Annotated in this window: 7 protein-coding genes and 3 pseudogenes; 6 read left to right on the forward strand and 4 right to left on the reverse strand. The window is 55.9% G+C overall.

Translation table 11 applies throughout. From position 1 onward, the window contains the following. Window positions 1-241: 241 nt before the first annotated feature. Window positions 242-397 (reverse strand): annotated as a pseudogene (locus LZP96_RS07265) (tryptophan--tRNA ligase); the annotation flags it as partial. Between the two features lie 162 nt (window positions 398-559). Here LZP96_RS07265 and LZP96_RS07270 point away from each other — a divergent pair. From LZP96_RS07270 to LZP96_RS24195, 5 genes and pseudogenes are all read left to right on the forward strand, one after another. Beyond that, window positions 560-844: pseudogene (locus tag LZP96_RS07270) on the forward strand (SymE family type I addiction module toxin); the annotation flags it as partial. A gap of 515 nt (window positions 845-1,359) precedes the next feature. After that, window positions 1,360-3,054 carry a ShlB/FhaC/HecB family hemolysin secretion/activation protein gene (locus LZP96_RS07275; protein ID WP_064324668.1) on the forward strand — a complete coding sequence of 565 codons (1,695 nt, stop codon included), beginning with the start codon at window positions 1,360-1,362 and terminating at the stop codon, window positions 3,052-3,054. A 12-nt stretch (window positions 3,055-3,066) separates the two neighbouring features. Beyond that, window positions 3,067-15,555 (forward strand): hemagglutinin repeat-containing protein, encoded by a 12,489-nt coding sequence (locus LZP96_RS07280; RefSeq protein ID WP_157685347.1) that lies wholly within the window; start codon window positions 3,067-3,069, stop codon window positions 15,553-15,555. Then, window positions 15,552-15,857 carry a hypothetical protein gene (locus tag LZP96_RS07285; RefSeq protein ID WP_064324669.1) on the forward strand — a complete coding sequence of 102 codons (306 nt, stop codon included), beginning with the start codon at window positions 15,552-15,554 and terminating at the stop codon, window positions 15,855-15,857. The genes LZP96_RS07280 and LZP96_RS07285 overlap by 4 nt, the downstream gene beginning before the upstream one ends. A gap of 505 nt (window positions 15,858-16,362) precedes the next feature. After that, a pseudogene (locus tag LZP96_RS24195) lies at window positions 16,363-16,764 on the forward strand (VENN motif pre-toxin domain-containing protein); the annotation flags it as partial. Between the two features lie 98 nt (window positions 16,765-16,862). Here the strand turns inward: LZP96_RS24195 and LZP96_RS07295 are convergent. After that, window positions 16,863-17,435: a DUF1349 domain-containing protein gene (locus tag LZP96_RS07295; protein WP_071892483.1), complete on the reverse strand. Its 573-nt coding sequence runs from the start codon at window positions 17,433-17,435 to the stop codon at window positions 16,863-16,865. Window positions 17,436-17,554: 119 nt separating this feature from the next. Beyond that, a complete protein-coding gene (gene trpS / locus LZP96_RS07300; RefSeq protein WP_064324671.1) occupies window positions 17,555-18,559 on the reverse strand; it encodes a tryptophan--tRNA ligase in 1,005 nt (334 codons plus the stop codon). 199 nt (window positions 18,560-18,758) lie between these two features. Between trpS and fosA the strand changes: the two genes are divergently transcribed. After that, window positions 18,759-19,184: a FosA/FosA2 family fosfomycin resistance glutathione transferase gene (gene fosA, locus LZP96_RS07305; protein ID WP_064324672.1), complete on the forward strand. Its 426-nt coding sequence runs from the start codon at window positions 18,759-18,761 to the stop codon at window positions 19,182-19,184. On the opposite strand, the gene LZP96_RS07310 is transcribed toward fosA, so the two are convergent. Next, complete coding sequence (locus LZP96_RS07310; RefSeq protein WP_064324673.1) at window positions 19,181-20,188, reverse strand: LacI family DNA-binding transcriptional regulator; 1,008 nt, start codon at window positions 20,186-20,188, stop codon at window positions 19,181-19,183. The two genes, fosA and LZP96_RS07310, sit on opposite strands and share 4 nt — an antisense overlap. Between the last annotated feature and the right edge of the window lie 56 nt (window positions 20,189-20,244).

Below are 20,244 nucleotides of genomic sequence, written 5' to 3' on the forward strand. Positions count from 1 at the left end.
TGTAGGGGAAGAAGAGTAAATGCAGCAATGCTAGGTTTTAGACTGTATGGCGAATAGACATAAAGTGGTTAATAAGACGGGTTGAAATCCGAAATAAATATCCAGATTGATATCGGTCATAGTTTAAGGAAGGGGATGTTAGGGTTCCTGTTAATTAGACATGTAATACTCGCTGCGTTGACGAAAAATAATATTATGCAGCGGCTGCATTATTTAAATACATACGCTGCATGGCCTTATCTCAAAACACCGGTACCCCCAGCCCTCTCTTCACCTCCCGCAACGTCCCTTGCGTGACCCCCTGCGCCCGTTCCGTACCGCGCTTGTGCATGGCCATCAACTCCCCCTTATCCTGCATGTACATCGCCCGGCGTTCCCGCATCAGGGTAATCAACTTCGCATAAGCTGGAACTGCATGTGGGCAATCTCGCCGCGCGGCTGGCGGCGTGCCGGGCAAAGCCCTATGCAGGAATGATATTTACCGATGATAAAGTTTAACGCGTGCTTGATGCCCGCACTTTTAACCTGCCCGCCAGCGTGACGTGCGCAAACGGCGGAAGCAAGCTCCGCCTGCTGCGAGCTCTGTGCCCGGATAGATAATTAATACCTTCCGCTGGGGGGAGACTGGTTAACCCGCGCAGGGTTTATCAGAGGTATACCGGTTAAAAGCCTGGTGATGAAAGACTGTATTGTGATCACGCTGTAGCATACAAGAGAATGATGGGGATGCCTGGAAGGGATGAGTGTGGTGAATATCATTAAACAAAAAGTCGCTCAGTGGTTAAAAACATTTCCGGGGGCGTTAAATGATACGGGCGATATCCCGGTGATTAAGCCCAGATAAGCGTGACGTCTGAATATGTCTTACAGGGTGGAAAAGAATCCGCATTCAGTTTTACCTTGTGCCATCTTAATACCCGAAGACACATTCTTATGTGTCAGGGGAGTATTGTAGTAAGGCACTACACGCCTTTAAAATAAAGCACCGCTAACATGGTCGCCCAGTAATTCTTAAGTGCGAGATTTTTCTTAGTAATATAGAAGGATCTCAGAGCAGGGTAGCAAACCCATCCGTGTTATCATCCATATCCCCGCTTAACAGCAGCGAAACCGGGGAAGACATACGCCTTCTCCGGGCAAACCCTCAATAATACAGACAGTTGCTTAACCATATCCAAAACGTTATTTCTGCGATCTGATGCAAAAAAAATTAATTTACCAATGTGATTAATTCGAATTTCTTTTAAATAAAGAAAAATCAATCGGGAAAATCCTTAAAACTCATTTTTGATCTTTACAATACTTTGAATAAGAATTAGCCTGCCACGAAATAATTAATTACATTTGTTCGGGCTTGTGATGAAAGCATGGATTTCTGACAAGGGCTTCCTGATAAGTTTATCGGTCGCTGTCGTTCTTAACATTTGCTTCGCGTTTCCTCTAAATGCCGCACTGCTTTCACCTGCGGATCGAACAAGCATTCAGGAGCAACAGCAACAGCGACTGGATGAAAACCAGCGCCAGCGGCAGGAGCTGGAGCGTAGCATTGTCTTGCCTCCACCCGTTAAGCCAGACAGTGTGTCCGCCCCGCGCGGCCCTTGTTTCCTCATTACGCGAATTGAGCTTTCAGGTTCAACCCTGCTTTCTGCGCCTGCCAAAAATCGGCTACTCGCGCCCTGGCTCAATCAGTGTCTTGACGTTACCCGCCTCAATAAACTCACCGATGCCGTTTCCAGTTGGTATATCAGCCGGGGGTATATCACCAGCCGCGCCTTTTTAACCGAACAGGATCTGACCAGTGGCGTACTCCATCTGGCCGTGCTGGAAGGAAAGCTACAGCAAATTCGTCTTGAGGGGGTGCCAGCGCGCACGCTCAAGATGACGTTCCCGGGACTTGAGGGAAAAATCCTTAACCTGCGCGATATTGAACAGGGTATGGAGCAATTAAACCGGGTGCGTAAAACACCGGTTGAAATCGAAATCCTGCCGGGGGACCAGCAAGGCTATTCGGTGGTGAATTTAACCGCCACGCCGGAATTCCCACTGACCGGTTCCGTCAGCTTTGATAACAGTGGGCAAAAAAGCACGGGGACCGGGCAACTGAACGGCGCGCTTTTCGGGAATAACCTGCTGGGGCTGGCGGATAAGTGGTTTATCAGCGGCGGGCGCAGCAGTGATTTCTCCAACAGCGGTGATGCACAAAATTTTGCCGCCGGTGTCAGCATCCCTTACGGCTATGGCCTGCTGGATTACAGCTACAGCTGGAGCAACTACCTCAGCACGATTGATAATAATGGCTACTTCTGGCGCTCTACAGGGGATACGGAGACACACCGCCTCAACGGTTCCTGGGTGCTGTTCCGTAATGGCGATATCAAAACCGGCGTGTCGGCGGGCATCACACACCGAATCAATCACAACTACCTCAACGATGTCCTGCTGGATACCAGCAGCCGCAAACTCTCAAGCTTCTCACTGGGTATTAACCATACGCAAAAAGTGGCGTCCGGTGTGGCTACGTTCAATCCCGCCTTTACCCAGGGCGTGCCCTGGCTCGGGGCGGAGGACGATAACGACAAGCATGGCGACGTGCCAAAAGCAGAGTTCCGTAAATGGAGCGTGAACGGCAGTTTTCAGCGTCCCGTGGCGGACAAGCTGTGGTGGCTGACCAGCGTCTATTTTCAGTGGTCACCGGACAGACTCTACGGCAGCGAACGCCTGACGTTAGGGGGCGAAACCTCCGTGCGGGGCTACAAAGAACAGTATATCTCCGGTGATAACGGGGGCTACTGGCGAAATGAACTTAACTGGTCGCTCTTTACGCTGCCGTGGGTGGGCGATGTGGGATTGCTGGCCGCAGTCGACGGCGGCTGGCTGAAGAAAGACGGCTTTGACCGCTATGCTTCCGGCACCCTGTGGGGCGCGGCGATGGGCCTGACCACGGTTAATCGATGGGTCACCAGCCAGTTTACCGTCGGGACGCCCGTTAACTATCCGGACTGGCTGGCACCGGATCACCTCACAATTTACTACCGCGCATCAGTGGCTTTCTAAGGGACAGGGACGATGAAAAACGATCGGGTTCATTTTTCGCAACGCGCGCTTAGCATCTTACTGAGCATCCTGCTGACCACTCAGCCGCTGCTTCCTGCGGTTGCCGCCACCCTTACCCCTTCCGGCAATACGCAGCTGGATAAAGCGGCGAACGGTGTACCGGTCGTGAACATTGCCACGCCCAATCAGTCCGGCATTTCCCATAACAAATACAACGACTACAACGTGGGGAAAGAAGGGCTCATTCTCAATAACGCGACCGGGCAACTGAACCAGACTCAGCTCGGTGGCCTTATTCAAAATAACCCCAACCTGAAAGCCGGGCAGGAAGCCAAAGGTATCATTAACGAAGTCACTGGAGCGAATCGCTCAACGCTGCAGGGCTATACGGAGGTCGCCGGCAAGGCGGCCAACGTAATGGTGGCTAACCCGTACGGCATTACCTGTAACGGCTGCGGGTTTATTAATACCCCGAATGTGACACTGACCACGGGCAAGCCGGTGCTGGATGCCAATGGACAACTGCAGTCGCTCGACGTCACAAAAGGTGCCGTCACGATTGAAGGGCAAGGGCTGGATGGCAGCCAGAACGACGCCGTGTCGATCATCTCTCGTGCAACGGAGATCAACGCCAGTCTGCATGCTAAAGCGTTAACCGTCATCGCCGGTGCCAATAGGGTAGCGGCGGATGGCAGCGTGAGTGCGCTTCAGGGTGAAGGCAACGCGCCGAAGGTGGCGATAGATACCGGGGCGCTGGGCGGAATGTACGCTAACCGCATTCATCTGGTGTCCAGCGAAAAAGGCCTCGGCGTTAACCTGGGGAATCTGAATGCCCGCCAGGGGGATATTCAGCTTGATGCCAGCGGCAGGCTGACGGTGTCGAACAGTCTCGCCTCCGGATCGATAACGGCAAAGGGCGCGGGGGTGACGTTAGCCGGTAGCCATCAGGCTGGTGGCGCGCTGAACGTAAGCAGTTCGCAGGATATGGCGCTGAACAACAGCACCCTGGCAAGCGGCAGCGAAATGCGGCTTTCCAGCGAAGGAAAACTGCAGAGTGCGGGTGGCGGCACCAACAGTACCGGTCCGCTGACAATCAGCAGCGGTCAGGAGATGGTGCTTGATAACACGGCGCTGGTCTCAAAGGGCACCGCCGGGCTGGAGAGTAAAAGTACCCTGACCATGAATGGTGGGGGCATTGCCGCACAAGGCGGGGCGTTAAGCGTAGCCGCGAAGCAGGGCATGGCGCTCACGAACAGCACGTTGACAAGCCAGGCAAACGCCACGCTGGCAACGGACGGAAACCTGTCACAGCGCGGCGGCAGCATCACCAGCAAGGGCGACCTTAAGGTGACCGCCGGGCAGGATATCGGTCTGGTGAACAGCCGGATCGGCAGTGACGCCAGCGTGGCGCTGACCAGTCAGGGCGGGCTGTCGGCGTCGTCAGGCACCCTCACCGCGGGTCATCGTCTTGACCTGAACGGGGGGCAGATTGCACTGGACCAACAGAGCCGTGTTGATGCTCAGGAAGATATGCGCCTGGCGGGCAATCAGGTCACCAGCCAGGCACAGATCAATGCGGGTCACGATCTCACCTTAACCGGCAGCACGGTGACTCACAGCGGTCAGATGGCTGCAAAAGGGCGTCTCGCGGTGACCGCAGACGAACTGAATAACGGCGGTACCCTGCAGGGCAGCGACGTCTCGTTGCAGGGCAAGGGCATCACCAACAGCGGCACGCTGCAAAGCGGGGGACAGCTCAGTCTGACTGCCGACAGGCTGGCACAGCAGGGGATCTTAAGCGCACAAGGTGACATCAATGTGGTGGCGGGCACTGCCCTGCGTAACACCGGTAGCCTGCTTTCGGAGGGAGGACTTACCGTCAGGGCCGGCACGCTGGAGCAGCAGGGAATCCTGTCCGGCGCGAAATCGCTTGTGGTCAACGCCGACACGCTGAGCAGCGGTCAGAACGCCCGTACCACCAGTGCGGGCAATGTCCAGTTGAATGCAACCCAAAGTGCCGACCTTAACGGGCAGACCGATGCGGGCGGCGCCTTAACCGTCACGACTGACCAGCTTACCACCCAGAAGGATGCGCACCTGCAGAGCGAAACGACGCTTACCCTGCAGGCAGGCCGCGCCGAACTGAAGGGCACCCAGGCGGCAAAAGGGGCCCTGTCTGCAACGGCAAACACGCTGACCCACAGCGGCAAATCCACTGGATCCACCCTGAATCTGCTGGCGTCCGGGGATATGACAAACGCCGGAGAGTTAACCGCGAATGAGATTACCCTGAGCGGCAGTAACCTTACCCAGGGCGGCAGTGCAGAAGCCGATCGCATTACCCTGACTGCGCCTCAGGCCATAACCAATACCGGTTCGCTGATCGCAGATACGCTGTCGCTCAGCGGAGCGTCGCTCACAAACAGCGGGTTGCTTCAGGGAAGCCATCTGCTCAGTCTGCAGACCGGCTCGCTCACGAACGTTGCAGGCGGATCGCTTTACAGCAAGCAGGATCTGACTCTGGATATCCCGGCGCTGGATAACCGGGGCCTGATCACGACGGATGGTGCGCTATGGCTGAAGGGCGATACGCTGACAAGCCAGGGGGAAATTAACGGCGTCAATCTGCGCAGCGATTATCGCAGCGTGAACAACCTCGGGACGGGGCGACTGCTGGCTGATAACACCCTCATCCTCAATGGCGCAACGCTGAACAACAGCGGTCTGATGGCTGCCGACAGCGTGCAGATAGCCTCGGGCGACCTGCAAAATGCCGGAGAGGTGCAGGGCAACCACGCCCTGACGCTTGATGCCGCGTCGGTGTCAAACAGCGGTGTGCTGCACAGCAATGGCGCACTGGATCTTCAGGGGGTTGCGCTTACCAACACCGGCGAGCTCAGTGCCACCACGTTGTTGCTGAACCTGACCCGCCAGGCCACTAACGGCGCGGACGGACGGATCATTGGCCGGGACGGCGTCACCGTGACCGCACCCGAAATGAATAACACCGGGCTCATCGCTGGCACTGATTTGCAGCTGACGAGCGCGTCGATCGCCAACGGCGGTACGCTGCAGGGAACGCGTTCTCTGACGGCAACGGGCACGCAACTCACCAACCAGCAAACGGGCATGCTGTTATCCGGCGGCACCCTGGCGCTGCGTAATACCACGCTCACGAATGCGGGCTTACTGCAGGGCAAAACGCTCAATCTCGCCACCGGTGACTGGATAAACAGCGGCAACGCACTGGGTGAGGATGGCATAACCGCCACGCTGGACGGTGCGCTGACCAACAGCGGCAAAATATTAAGTCAGCAAAAGGTGGACGTGAAGGCCGCCAGTACGGATAACCGAAACCAGTTGCTGGCAAAAGTACTCACGCTGCAGGGCGATTTGAAGAACAGCGGTCTTCTGCAGGGCAGCAACACGCTGACCTGGTCGGGTAATACCTTCGTTAACCAGTCTCAGGGGCAGGTGACGGGCGGCGATACCTTGACGCTGACCGGGAAAAATATCCTCAGTGACGGGGCTCTCCAGGGGCGCAACACCACGCTGGACGCGCAGACGCTGGCTAACCACGGTGCGGTACAGGCACTGGATGCGTTGACGCTGACAAGCACCGGCAGGCTGGACAACACCGGGGCGTTACTCAGTCAGGATCGGTTTACGCTGACGGCAGGGCAACTCTTTAATGACGGGCAACTGGCAGGTAAGGCGCTGACGCTGAACGCGCTTCAGCTCACTAACACCGGCATGGTGCAGGGTAACGATAGTCTGGATCTCACCACCCGCACGTTAGTGAACAGTCACACCGGGCAGGTGGTGAGCGGCAGTGGTCTGGATCTCACGCTCGACCATCTGGATAACGCCGGTTTATTGCTGGTGAACGAGGGGTTAACCCTGCGGAGCCAGGACCTGATTAACCGGGGCGATATTCAGGCGAAGGATCTCAACATCGCGCTGGACAACGCGCTGACCAACCAGGGCAATCTGGTCGCCCTTGAGAACGCAACGCTCAGTGCAACTACGGGCAGTAATAACGGTACGGTGGCCGGTAAAACGCTGACGCTGACGGGCACGGAATGGCATAACAGCGGCCTGGTCCAGGGAAGCAACGCCATTGAGGTGACGGCTGATCGCTTTATCAACGAACTGAGCGGAACATGGCTTTCCGGCGGCGGGTTGATTCTGAACGGCGGGCAGCTTACCAGCGCCGGTACGCTTCAGGGCTCAACGGTCAAAATGACGGGCGCCACGCTCACCAACAGTGGCACCCTCAACGGGCTGGCAGGGTTAACCGGTACGTTCAGCGGGGCGATAAACAATACCGGGCTGCTACAGAGTGGCGGCACTACGACACTCTCCGCCGATGTGCTGACCAATCCGGGGCGCATCATGAGCGGCACATTGTCGCTCAGCGCCCGCGATCTTAATAACAGCGGGCTCTGGCAGGGGACCCGGGGGCTGACGGTCACCGGCGATACGCTTACCACCGGCGCCGCGTCACGTACGCTCACGGGCGGCTTGCTGTCGCTGGATGCCGGACAGCTGTCCACGCAGGGGACACTCCAGGGGAATGGGGTGGAGGTCAGCGCGACGGGCTGGACGCACGGCGGGTCGCTGCTCAGTCAGGACGTATTCACGGTGAACACCGCTGGCACGCTCACCTCGACCGGTTCACTGATGAGCGCGGGCGCGGCCGATATCAACGCGCAGACCCTGGATAACCGGGGCCAGCTTCTCAGCGAAGGTGACGTGACGCTGGGCGGTAATGTGCTTAAAAACAGCGGAACAGTACAGGGCAAAAGCCTGACGCTTTCGCAGAACAGCGTCAATAACCAGGGAACCTTAACCGGCCTGGAGAGCCTGACGCTGAAGGCGCAGCAGCGGCTGATGGCACGCATGGCGATGGCGGTGCCACAGCAGGAACTGATCAACGGCGCGGGCGGAAAACTCCTCACCCAGGGGACGCTTGTAGTCACCTCCGGCACGGTCACCAACGCAGGCAGCTGGCAGGGGCAAAATATTCTTCTTAACGCCCGGTCGCTGGCGAACAGCGGGGCTGTCCAGAGTGCTGATGCACTGCAGATGATCCTGGCAGATACGCTCACCTCCGGCGTCGACAGCAAAATCACCGCGCTGGGTACAGCCACGCTGCAGGCCGCCGCACTGACGAACCAGGGGCAATGGGCAGCGAAAAACCTGACGCTGAAAGGAGGCTCACTCAGCAACAGCGGCGCCATCAGCGGGGTTAATGGTCTGACGCTCAGTCAGACAGGAGCCGTTAGCCAGCAGGCGAGCGGGACGATGCTGACCGGCGGTGCGCTGAACATCAGCGCCGCATCGGTGGCCAGCGAGGGCAAAATTCAGGGCGCAACGCTCGGCATCACCACGGGCGCGCTGACCAATAATGGACGTTTGCAGGGCGACAATGGCGCGGACCTGAGGCTCAGCGGAACGCTGACCAATGATTCCGCTGGCGAAATCGTCAGCCGGGGTGGCCTGACGGTGACGACACCCGCGCTGTTTAATTACGGCCTGATTCAGGGCGGGGGCGAAACGCGTTTGACCGCAACCTCGCAGGCGCGTAACGACGGTAAATTGCTCTCCGGCGCCCGTCTGACACTCGTTACGCCGCAGTACAGCGGTACGGGCTGGTTACAGGCCACCGATCTGATCCTGAATGCGGCTAACGCCACCAGTGGCGGCACCTGGGTTGCAGATCGCGCCACGCTGACCGGCACAACATTTAACAACCAGGGCATTACTCAGGCGGGCCAGCTGACGGTCAACTACAACCAGCTGACCAACAGCGGGACGCTGCTGGGCAACACCCAACTGAACATTAGCGCCGACCAGGTGACCCAAAGCGCAGGCGGTAAGCTGCTGAGCGGCGGCGACCTGTGGCTTCAAAGTAAAGGGCTGGATGTCGTCGGCCAACTGGTGTCACTGGGTAATCTGACCCTGGAGCTGGCGAACGCGTTTACCACTAAAACCGCTGTGGCTGCCGGGAAAACCCTGACCATCAACAGTGGCGGAACCTTAGACAACCAGAGTGTGCTGCAGGGGCAGGCGGTGAATCTGAATGCCGCCGGGCAACTGATTAACAACGGACAAATCACCACCGGCACGGGCGCCAGCACCTTCACCGGCAGCACCGTAGCGCTGAATGCGACAGGGTCAGTGCAGGGGGGCGGGGATATCAACGTCACCAGCCGTGGCAATATCACGGTTGACGGGTTTACCGGCACGCGCGGCTCACTGACCCTGAGCGCGCCAGGCTCTATCATCAATACGGCGCTGCTGTATGCAGCGAACAATCTGGCGCTTTATGCCGACAGCATTACCAACCAGCGTGGCGACATCATGGCGGGTCATAACCTGTGGATGCAGCGGGATGCTGCCGGGAATGCCAATAGCCAGGTGGTGAATACGTCAGGGAATATTGAGACCCAGGACGGTGATATTACGATCAGGACTGGTCATCTCCTTAATCAACGTGAAGGAATGGAAGTCACTACTGAAAATCACCCGGTCCCCGCAGAAAGCTGGATGACGGGTGAGTCATTTATCGAGGTTCCGATTTCAGCATTGACTGAGGGTAGTTACGGCTATTATTCAAAACTAGAGCGTTGGGAAACCGGTAGCTGTAGTGGTGGGCAAAATGGTGGGTGTAATTATCACGAGGCGATGCGTTATTACTACGCTCCCTTTGAGGAGTCTGCTACACAAAAATTTCTGCTTTCCAGTAAATTAACAACTATTACTGGCGAGAAAAATGCTCCGGCGCGCATACAATCCGGGCGTAATATTGAATTTCAGGCAAATACTCTTGATAACCACGCGAGCAATATTATTGCTGAAAAAAACATAAGTCTTACAGGAAGCACACTCAATAATCAAAGCTGGCAAGATGGTGTTCAAAACGAATATCTGGTTTATACCTATGCTTCAAAAACAAACAATGTGAAGCCAAAGTATGCAAAGAACCAGTTGTCTGAAGGCAAAAACCTTAGTTTTAAAAATGATACTGTTACTTTTGCTTTAAGCGGTCATGATACGTCGTTCGAGGCGGGTAACGTATACCGCGCCGTCATCCAGGCAGGTGGTAACGTCACCGCTAACTTCACCAGCAACATCAGCAATACAAATACCACCTCAAACGCGGGTAGTGTCAGTCATGTCATCTCCACGCCAACGCTGAACTCGCTCAGCAATCAGACCCTCGGCAGTGCCGTACAAAAGCAGAGCCTGGCGAATACCGGCACCGTGGCGGTGAATTCACCGCAGTGGAACGATCAGTTGCAGGATGCCCTGCAACAGCTCAACGGCGGTGGAACACTGGACAGCAGTGGTGCAGAGAACGCGGCGCTCAGTTCGATTTCCACCACGCAGAAAGGCAAAGCCAATCTCGGTAAAGCCAGCGAAATGGTCAATGCAGGCGTCAGCGCAGCCGATCTCAGTCAGGTCAAAGGCAGCAACGGAGGTGAGCATCAGGCTCAGCGCGTAGATACCAGCGCTTATCCCCTGCCGTCGGGAGACAATGGCTATTTCGTCGTCTCCGATAATCCTAAAAGCCCGTATCTGATCAGCGTTAACCCAAAACTGAACACGCTCGGGCAGCTCGATCCAGCGCTGTTTAACGATTTGAATGCGATGCTTGGCGTCAAACCGACTTCACAGCCGCAGCAGGAGACGCGTGTCGCCTTTACCGACGAAAAGCAGTTCCTCGGTTCGTCATATATGTTGGGCCGTCTGAATCTCAATCCGGATTATGATTACCGCTTCCTGGGTGATGCAGCGTTTGATACCCGGTATGTTTCAAACGTGATGCTCAACCAGACAGGTAACCGTTACCTGAACGGTATAGGCTCCGATCTGGATCAGATGCGCTATCTGATGGATAACGCCGCAGCGGCGCAGCAATCGCTGGGCCTGCAGTTTGGCGTGTCGCTCTCAGCAGATCAAATTGCCGCACTCGACCATAGTCTTCTGTGGTGGGAAAAAGCGACCATCAACGGTGAAACGGTGATGGTGCCGAAACTCTACCTGTCGCCGAAGGACGTCACCGTCAACAATGGCAGCGTGATTGCGGGCAACAACGTCACGCTGAAGAGCGGGAGTATCACTAACAGCGGCAGTTCACTGCTGGCGAAGAATAATCTGACGCTCGACAGTCAGAACAGCATCAGTAACCTCAACAATGGCCTGATGAACGCAGGCGGCGATCTCAATCTCAGCGCTATCGGTGATATCAATAACATCAGTTCGACCATCAGCGGCAAAACGGTTCAGCTTGAAAGTCTGGACGGCAGCATTAACAACCTGACCCAAGTTGAACAGATCGATATCAACGCCAAAGGGAAGTACAGCAACATCAGCCTGAAGGACACGATCCTGGGCAATACGGCATCAATTACCGCGCAGGATGGCCTTTCACTCGGGGCGGGAAAAAATATCACTATAACCGGTGCGGGGCTGGCATCTGGTGGCGATATGCTGCTGAACGCGTGGGGCGATATTGCCGTTAATGCGAATCAGATAAACGACGCGTACAGCTCAAGTCAGGCAAAAACCAGCCGATCATCCGTGAAATACCAGGGAAGTACCGTCACCGCCGGGGGAAATCTGGTGATGAATGCCGGGCGCGATCTTGATTTGAGCGCCAGCGATCTCAACGCGGGCGGTAGCGCAGGATTAAGCGCGGGTAACAACCTCAACCTGAACGCAGCCAGTACCAGCGAAAGCAGCGGTCAGGGGAAAAGCGAGTCCCACAGTACGGGACTCGATCGCACCACGATTTCGGCGGGCGATAATCTGGTCCTGAAAGCCGGACAGGATATCAATGCTCAGGCTGCCGCACTGGCTGCGGAGAACAACGTTGGGCTGCAGGCCGGCCGCGACGTGAATCTTGCCGCGGAGGAAACCACCCAGGGCGACAGCTATAAAGCGAGCAAGAAAACGGTGATTAACGAGTCGGTACGCCAGCAGGGGACCGAGATTGCCAGCGGCGGTGATACCACTATTATCGCCGGACGTGACGTAACAACCGAAGCCGCGCAGGTAACCACGAAAGGCGACATTGGCGTAGCGGCGGGGCGTGATGTTAATCTCAATACCGCCACCGAAAGTGACTATTACTTCAAAGAGCAGACCAAAACCAAAAGCGGTTTCCTCAGCAAGAAAAAGACCCACACTATTGAGGAGAACAGCGCCACGCGTGAAGCGGGCACCCTGCTGAGTGGTGATAACGTGTCGGTCTCGGCAGGTAACAATCTGCTGGTGTCAGGTTCGGCTGTAGCGGGTGATGGCGATGTCCGGCTTAAGGCAGGCAACAACGTTGATATCGTGGCTGCCACCAATAGCGATACGTCGTGGCGCTTTAAGGAAGAGAAAAAATCAGGCCTGATGGGGACCGGCGGGATTGGTTTCACCATTGGCAGCAGTAAAAGTACCCACGATCTGCGTGAGAAAGGGACCACCCAGAGTCAGAGCTTCAGTACCGTGGGCTCGACGGGCGGTAGCGTGGACATTGCCGCAGGCAATCAGGCCCATATCGGCGGCGCAGATCTTATCGCCGCGAAGGATTTAAGCCTCAGCGGCAACAGCGTCATCATCGAGCCGGGGCATGACAAGCGCACCCGCGATGAAACCTTTGAACAGAAGAAGAGCGGGCTGACGGTGGCGCTTTCCGGCACGGTCGGCAGTGCAGTGAACAATGCTGTCACCGCAGCGCAGGACACCAAAGAGCAAAGTGACGGACGGCTGAAAGCCCTTCAGGCGACCAAAACGGTGCTGTCCGGTGTGCAGGCCGGGCAGGCAGCGGATTTGGCAGCAACCACTGGCGATCCGAACGCTCTTGGAGTCAGCCTCTCACTGACGACCCAGAAGTCAAAATCACAACAGCACGCCGAAAGTGATGCGGTGGCGGGCAGCACGCTGAATGCAGGTAATAACCTGTCCATCACCGCGAGCGGCCAAAACAAAGGCGCGAACAGCGGCGACATCGTGATTGCCGGCAGCCAGCTGAAAGCCGGTGGCGACACCGTGCTGGATGCGCAGAACGATATTTTGCTGTCGGGCGCGGCGAACACCCAAAAAACCAGCGGCAAGAACAGCAGCAGCGGTGGCGGCGTGGGCGTGAGCATCGGGGGCGGGGGTAACGGCGCGGGTATCAGCATTTTCGCCAACGTTAACGCTGCACACGGCAAAGATAAAGGCAACGGCACCGACTGGACCGAAACCACCCTCGACAGCGGTAAAACCGTCACCCTCACAAGCGGGCACGACACCGTGCTCAACGGCGCCCAGGTGAACGGCAATAAAATCGTGGCGGATGTCGGGCACGATCTGCTGATGGGCAGCCAGCAGAATAATAACGACTACGATAGCAAGCAGACCAGCGTCGCAGCAGGGGGCAGCTTCACCTTTGGTACTATGTCCGGTTCAGGCTACATCAACGCCAGCCAGGACAAGATGAAGAGCCGCTTTGATTCCGTGGCAGAACAAACCGGGCTGTACGCCGGGGACGGCGGTTTCGATATCACGGTGGGTCACCATACCCAACTTGATGGCGCGGTTATCGCCTCCACCGCCACAGCGGACAAAAACAGCCTCGATACCGGGACGCTGGGCTTCAGCGACATCCGCAACGAAGCCGACTTCAAAACCTCGCACTCCGGTATCAGCCTGAGCGGCGGCGGCAGCTTCGGGGAAAAATCCCAGGGCAACATGCCGGGCGGGATGATCTCCGCAGCAGGTAACAGCGGGCATGCGGAAGGAACGACCCAGGCCGCCGTGGCAGAGGGCTCTATCACCATTCGTGATAAGAATAACCAGCAGCAGGACATTGCCGGGCTGAGCCGCGACACCGTGCATGCCAATAACAGCATCGGCCCAATCTTCGACAAGGAGAAAGAGCAGAACCGGCTAAATGAAATCGGGATGATCAGCGATATTGGCAGTCAGGTAGCGGATATTGCCAAAACGCAGGGTGAGCTGAACGCGCTGAAGGCGGCTCAGGAAAAATACGGTGCACTTCCGGCGAACGCGACAGAGGAACAACGCCAGGTGTATCTTGCGGGTCTGCGTAACACTAAGATTTACAAAGAAAAAATAGAAGAGTACGGCACCGGCAGCGACATGCAGCGCGGCATCCAGGCGGCCACTGCAGCACTCCAGGGACTGGCGGGCGGTAATATTGCGGGTGCGCTGGCGGGGGCTTCAGCCCCGGAACTGGCGAACATCATCGGACACCATGCGGGCATTAATGACGACGAGGCGGCAAAAGCGATTGCCCATGCCATCCTCGGCGGCGTAACCGCAGCCCTTCAGGGCAACAGTGCCGCAGCAGGCGCAGTGGGCGCCGCTTCCGGCGAACTGGTTGCGACAGCGATTGCCAGACAGCTCTATCCGGACACAGACCCGTCGAAGCTGACGGAAGACCAGAAGCAGACCGTGAGTGCGCTGGCGTCTGTTTCAGCGGGTATAGCTGGTGGGATTGCTGGAGGAAATACGGCTGGTGCGGCGGCCGGGGCCAGTGCAGGGAAGAATGCGATTGAGAATAACTTCTTGAGCGTCAGTGATAAGACTGAGCTTGAAATAGCGAAGCGGAAACTCAACAGCAAGGATCCGGCTGAAAGGGATAAAGCTCAGAAAACCATCAATGATCTGCGTGAAAAGGATATCGCCAGCGACCAGAAGGTCATTGATGCCTGTGGCAACGGAAATGCCGGAAGTGCTGCCTGTGCCGGTGCAAGGCTGGAAGTAATAGCCGCTAAAGGTGAGTACGAAACCGGGCCTTATGACTCGAAGATAAGCCAGAAGTATGCTGACTCTTACGGCCAGATAGTTAACCTGCTGAATATCACCAGTGTTGATGCACAGAATCAGCAGCAGGTGAAAGATGCCATGGTCAACTACACAATGACTCAGCTTGGCCTGGATAAAGCTACAGCGGAGGCATATGTAGAAACCTATGATGGGATGAAGATCGTTGCAGCCTCCGTTGCACCGATGTTAGGGGAAGCAGCAGCAGGTAAGTTGGCTAGCTTCGCTAATAAACTCCGTCCAGCAGAAAGCATCGAATCGTTCAAGATTATTAAAACATATGCGCCACATGAGATGGGACCGTTAGGTAATTCAAATGATACTCGGTCTCCCGCCTCAACATTTAGAAGTGGTACATATACAGAAAAAATTGCTCAAACAGATATTTATTTATATAGAGATTATGGGGGGCAGGCTAAAGCTGATGGCCGATATTGGACTCCTGAACCATCAAAAGGGCCTCTGCAATCTCAGATGGATAGTGCTGTTTTACCTGAGTGGGGTAATACTTTCCAAAATCAGGCAATCATAAAGATTCCAAAAGGAACCACTTACTATGAAGGACCTGCTGCTGCACAAACGGGCACAAAAGGAACAAATCCGACATTGCAAGGCGGCGGAACACAGATATTTTTACCTACACCTAAGAATGAGTGGATTATAAAAAAATGAAAACGATAGAAATGATAGCTCAATGGGTTAACAAGAGAAGTTCGTTTTACTTTTTTTTACCCGATGGTCCTTACGGGAGGCCATTTGACAATCAATATTCTATCGAGCGGGTGGAGATAACACCTTCTGGCTTCAGCATTCATCTTTCTGGCGATTTGACTATAGCATTCACCGGTAGTGTTGAAGTTGTAGATGAAGGTTGTAATCTGATAGTCAGAGGTTTTGAACTATGTGAGTTTTTAGAGCAGAGTTCAATCAAAGGTGAATATGATTATGGCGAAGTTGTTTTGAATGGTTTTTAAATTACCTACACATCCCGCTTTTTTGCGGGATTTTTTGTCCGAAATGCCGTTTTATGAAATAAAAGCATTGCCCTATATCAATAACTTCGCCTTACAAACACGCAGGCAGCGCTGTTTATCAGCGCCCCGAAATATCCCATTAATAAAAATCTCTTCCTGAAATCTCTTATTAATCACCGCTCTTTACTGCACACTAAAATCTCACACCCCACGCAAGACTTCGTCTTGCAGATTTATCATTCACAATCAGACTGTTATGTTTATAAATTTACTCGGTGTTAAAGCGTGATGGTAACAGGTATTCTAAATATGTGTAGCGAATAAAAACAATAAGATAAATGGCAATGGTGCTGGATCCACACACATCCAGGTACCTAATCCACACACCTTTGTAAGCCCGAAATCGGGGCGGCAGTGCCGGAATAAGCACTGTTAAAGTTGAGTTGAGAATAACTCGCTCAGCAAGGATAAGCCCGACATCTTTGATATCAATCCAATGCTGAAAATCGGGATGATCAGCGATATTGGCAGTCAGGTAGCGGATATTGCCAAAACGCAGGGTGAGCTGAACGCGCTGAAGGCGGCTCAGGAAAAATACGGTGCACTTCCGGCGAACGCGACAGAGGAACAACGCCAGGCGTATCTTGCGGGTCTGCGTAACACTCCGGCTTACAAAGAAAAAATAGCGGAGTTCGGCACCGGCAGCGACATGCAGCGCGGCATCCAGGCGGCCACGGCAGCTCTCCAGGGGCTGGCGGGCGGTAATATTGCGGGTGCGCTGGCGGAGGCTTCAGCACCGGTACTGGCGAACATCATCGACCACCATGCGGGCATAAATGACGACATAGCGGCGAAAGCGATTGCCCATGCCATCCTCGGTAGTGTAACGACTGCCCATAAGGGTAACGGTGTCCGCATTCCATTTCGGGGCTTTGAAAAACAGTCCGACCAGGAAACTCAGCCAGCGCCATCAGCGGATCACAGAACCGGATGGCGCGATGTAAATCAGCTGAGATCGTGCAGCGCTTTATCCATGGCCGGAGCGAGACTGAAATCACGAAACTCGACGGCTAAGCCGCTGCGTTCAGGCGTGCAGCACATGACACCGACTTTCACGGGCCCCAACGGGAAATGGCATAAACGCAGCAAAGGCCATGAAAGCCCGTCTGCGGAGTACTGTAACCGCAACGCGTCTCCCTTGCGGGTCAGGCGAAGCCAGAACTCCCGAGGATTACCCGGGAAGATACCGGTTGCCCAGTCGGAGGCCTGTAACGTCAGTACGCTGCCAATGGCCGGCGCGCCATCATTGTATTCAATCCCGGCCTTGAGCCAGTGTTGCTCGTCCGACATCAGCATGATTCCCGCCTGGTCATAGAGCGTACTGAAATCAGCGCGGATGTTAGTCTGAAAGGTGAAATCACCCGCCGCGTCAGTCGCGTAGATGTGGCCCGAGAAACGCTCGAATCCATACCACGTATGGCACCAGAAATCGGTGTGGTCGTCTGTCACGACCGATAACGTGTTGTTCTCGCGATGCCATTCGGCTGGTTCGTTTATCCAGTAAAATGCGTTTTGCATACAGTCTCCATGACGTTTGAAGGCGTGACGATCAAAAGGTAGTCGGTTTGCGGCCTGCCAGTTCGCATTCTCTTGCCCACCTTTTGCCATACACACGCAACCTCAATCAACTCAACTAGTTAAAACACCGGTACCCCCAGCCCCCTTTTCACCTCCCGCAACGTCCCTTGCGTCACCGCCTGCGCCCGTTCCGTGCCGCGCCTGAGCATGGCCATCAACTCCCCCCTGTCACGGATATACATCGCCCGGCGTTCCCGCATCGGTGCAATCAGATCCTGCAAACACGCCTCCAGCTCGTTCTTGCACGCCCGGTCGCCGAGTCCGCCCGCCTGATAATGCGCCTTCATCGCGGCCACTTTCGCTTTATCCGGATGAAACGCATCGAGATACGTAAATACCACGTTCCCTTCAATCTGCCCCGGGTCATTCACTTTAAGATGGTTCGGGTCGGTATACATCGCGCTGACCGCACGGTGGATGGTCTCTTCGCTGGCCGAAAGATGCAGCGTGTTGCCGAGCGATTTCGACATCTTGGCGCCGCCGTCGATGCCGGGCAGGCGGCTGGTGTCGCTCAGCATCGCTTTACAGTGGCGCAGTACGGGAGCGGGCAGCAGGCTGTTCATCTTGTGCACAATCTCGTTGGTCTGCTCAATCATCGGCAGCTGGTCATCGCCGACGGGCACGCATTCGGCGTTGAACGCGGTGATGTCCGCCGCCTGGCTGATGGGATAGACCATAAACCCGACGGGGAGCGCACGGGAAAATCCTTTCTGGGCAATCTCGTTTTTCACCGTCGGATTACGCTCGACGCGGGCGACGGTGACGATATTCATGTAGAGCATCGTCAGCTCGGCGAGGGCGGGCAGGGCGGATTGCAGGCAGATCGTGGTCAGGTCAGGGTCGATTCCGGCGGCAAGATAGTCGGCCAGCACCTCGGGGATGTTGTCGCGGATTTTTTGCGGGTTGCTGGCGTTGTCGGTCAACCCCTGCAGGTCGGCGATGAGGACAAACTGGTTATGGGTGTGCTGAAGCGCCACGCGCTGGCGCAGTGAACCAACGTAATGGCCCAGATGCAGCGGGCCGGTTGGACGGTCGCCGGTGAGGATAGTGGGTTGAGTGTTCATACAAACTCCTTAAGGTTGAAAAGCCGAAAGGGGTCTTAGAAATGTGAAAGCCGCCTTTCGGCGGCTATCTGAAAATGGGAAAAACGATTCCATGCCGCCTTTAAGAAGGCAGCCACCAACGGTTTACGGTGAGGTCGGCGTGGTTTATGTTCATAAGGTTAACGTACCACGGCTGGCGCGAAAAGCAAAAGGGCACAGTATGCTGCAATCACTCAACCACCTGACGCTCGCCGTCAGCGATCTGCAAAAAAGTCTCACATTCTGGCACGACACTCTGGGGCTTCCGCTTCATGCCCACTGGGAGACGGGCGCGTACCTCACCTGCGGCGAGCTGTGGATATGTTTGTCATACGATGAAGCGCGACGCGCTGTGCCGCCACATGAGAGCGACTATACCCATTACGCCTTTACCGTTGCGGCGGAAGATTTTGCGCCGTTTTCGCATAAGCTGGAACAGGCGGGGGTTACCGTCTGGAAGCAGAACAAAAGCGAAGGCGCATCGTTCTATTTTCTCGATCCGGACGGACATAAGCTGGAGCTGCATGTGGGCAATCTCGACGCGCGGCTGGCGGCGTGCCGGGAAAAGCCCTATGCCGGAATGGTATTTACCGAGGATAAGGGTTAACGCGTGCTTGATGCCCGCACTTTTAACCTGCCCGCCAGCGTGACGTGCGTGGCGGCATCTTCCTGGTTGCAGAGATATTCCACCGCAAGCCGACCCAGTTCGCTGTAGGGCAGCTGAACGCTGGTGAGCGCGGGGGTGAGCTGCTCGGAAATCTTTTGGTCATCGTAGCCCGCCAGCAGCATATCCTGCGGGATGCGAATGCCGTTCACCGACAGCGCCTGATAGCAGCCAATCGCCAGCCAGTCGCTGGCGCAGAAGATGGCATCCGGGCGCGCGTGAAGCTGCAGCAAAGACTCGGTGGCCGCGTAGGACTCGCTAAACTGCCAGTTGGTCTGGCGTACCAGGCTCTCATCAAGGGCCAGCCCGGCCTGCTGCAACGCGGCCTGATACCCCGCCAGGCGTTGACGGGATGCTTCCATCCAGCTTTCGCCGGTGATGTGCGCAATGCGCGTAGCGCCGCAGGCAATCAAATGCCGGGTGACCTGAAAGGCATTGGCATAATCGTCTGGCACAAACGACGGGAGCAAGGGGGAATCGAGATCGCGCTGATTCAGCAGCACCAGCGGCAGGCGAGTGCAGTCCTGGAAATCGGTCATGTCCACCAGGGTGGTGACGGGAGAGGCGAGGATGATCCCCACGCAGTTGCGTTTCTCAAGCTGCCGTATGATGTTTAACGCCAGCGCCACGTCGTCCCCGTACTCATAGACGGTGAGCATTGCCTCATTGCGCCAGGCGGCTTCCCGCGCCTGGCTTATCGCATCGATAAAAGGATCGTAGCTTTGCAGGGAGCTTATCAGCAGCGCCACCTCTTCCTGATTACGCGGGGCGTGCAAAGGCGATAAGCGGTCGTAGCCCAGTTCGGTCGCCACGCCGATCACGCGCTGGCGGGTCTCGTCGCTGAGCTTGATGTTGCGGGACTGGTTTAATACCAGCGATACCGTCGCCTGCGACACACCCGCCGCGCGCGCAATATCATTCATTGTGACTTTATTTTTCCGCTTCATCTGGCCTCTCCCTTTTGCGAATTCGCATCATACCTTAACTGCCTGTTAAAGCGCCG

Origin of the sequence: Huaxiibacter chinensis (assembly GCF_022171985.1) — a bacterium.
Classification (GTDB): Bacteria; Pseudomonadota; Gammaproteobacteria; order Enterobacterales; family Enterobacteriaceae; genus Enterobacter; species Enterobacter chinensis_A.

Coding starts and splice junctions, on each gene's coding strand:
- LZP96_RS07280 (WP_157685347.1), top strand. CDS start 3,067: ATGAAAAACGATCGGGTTCATTTTTCGCAACGCGCGCTTAGCATCTTA.
- LZP96_RS07285 (WP_064324669.1), top strand. CDS start 15,552: ATGAAAACGATAGAAATGATAGCTCAATGGGTTAACAAGAGAAGTTCG.
- LZP96_RS07275 (WP_064324668.1), top strand. CDS start 1,360: ATGAAAGCATGGATTTCTGACAAGGGCTTCCTGATAAGTTTATCGGTC.
- fosA (WP_064324672.1), top strand. CDS start 18,759: ATGCTGCAATCACTCAACCACCTGACGCTCGCCGTCAGCGATCTGCAA.
- LZP96_RS07310 (WP_064324673.1), bottom strand. CDS start 20,188: ATGAAGCGGAAAAATAAAGTCACAATGAATGATATTGCGCGCGCGGCG.
- trpS (WP_064324671.1), bottom strand. CDS start 18,559: ATGAACACTCAACCCACTATCCTCACCGGCGACCGTCCAACCGGCCCG.
- LZP96_RS07295 (WP_071892483.1), bottom strand. CDS start 17,435: ATGCAAAACGCATTTTACTGGATAAACGAACCAGCCGAATGGCATCGC.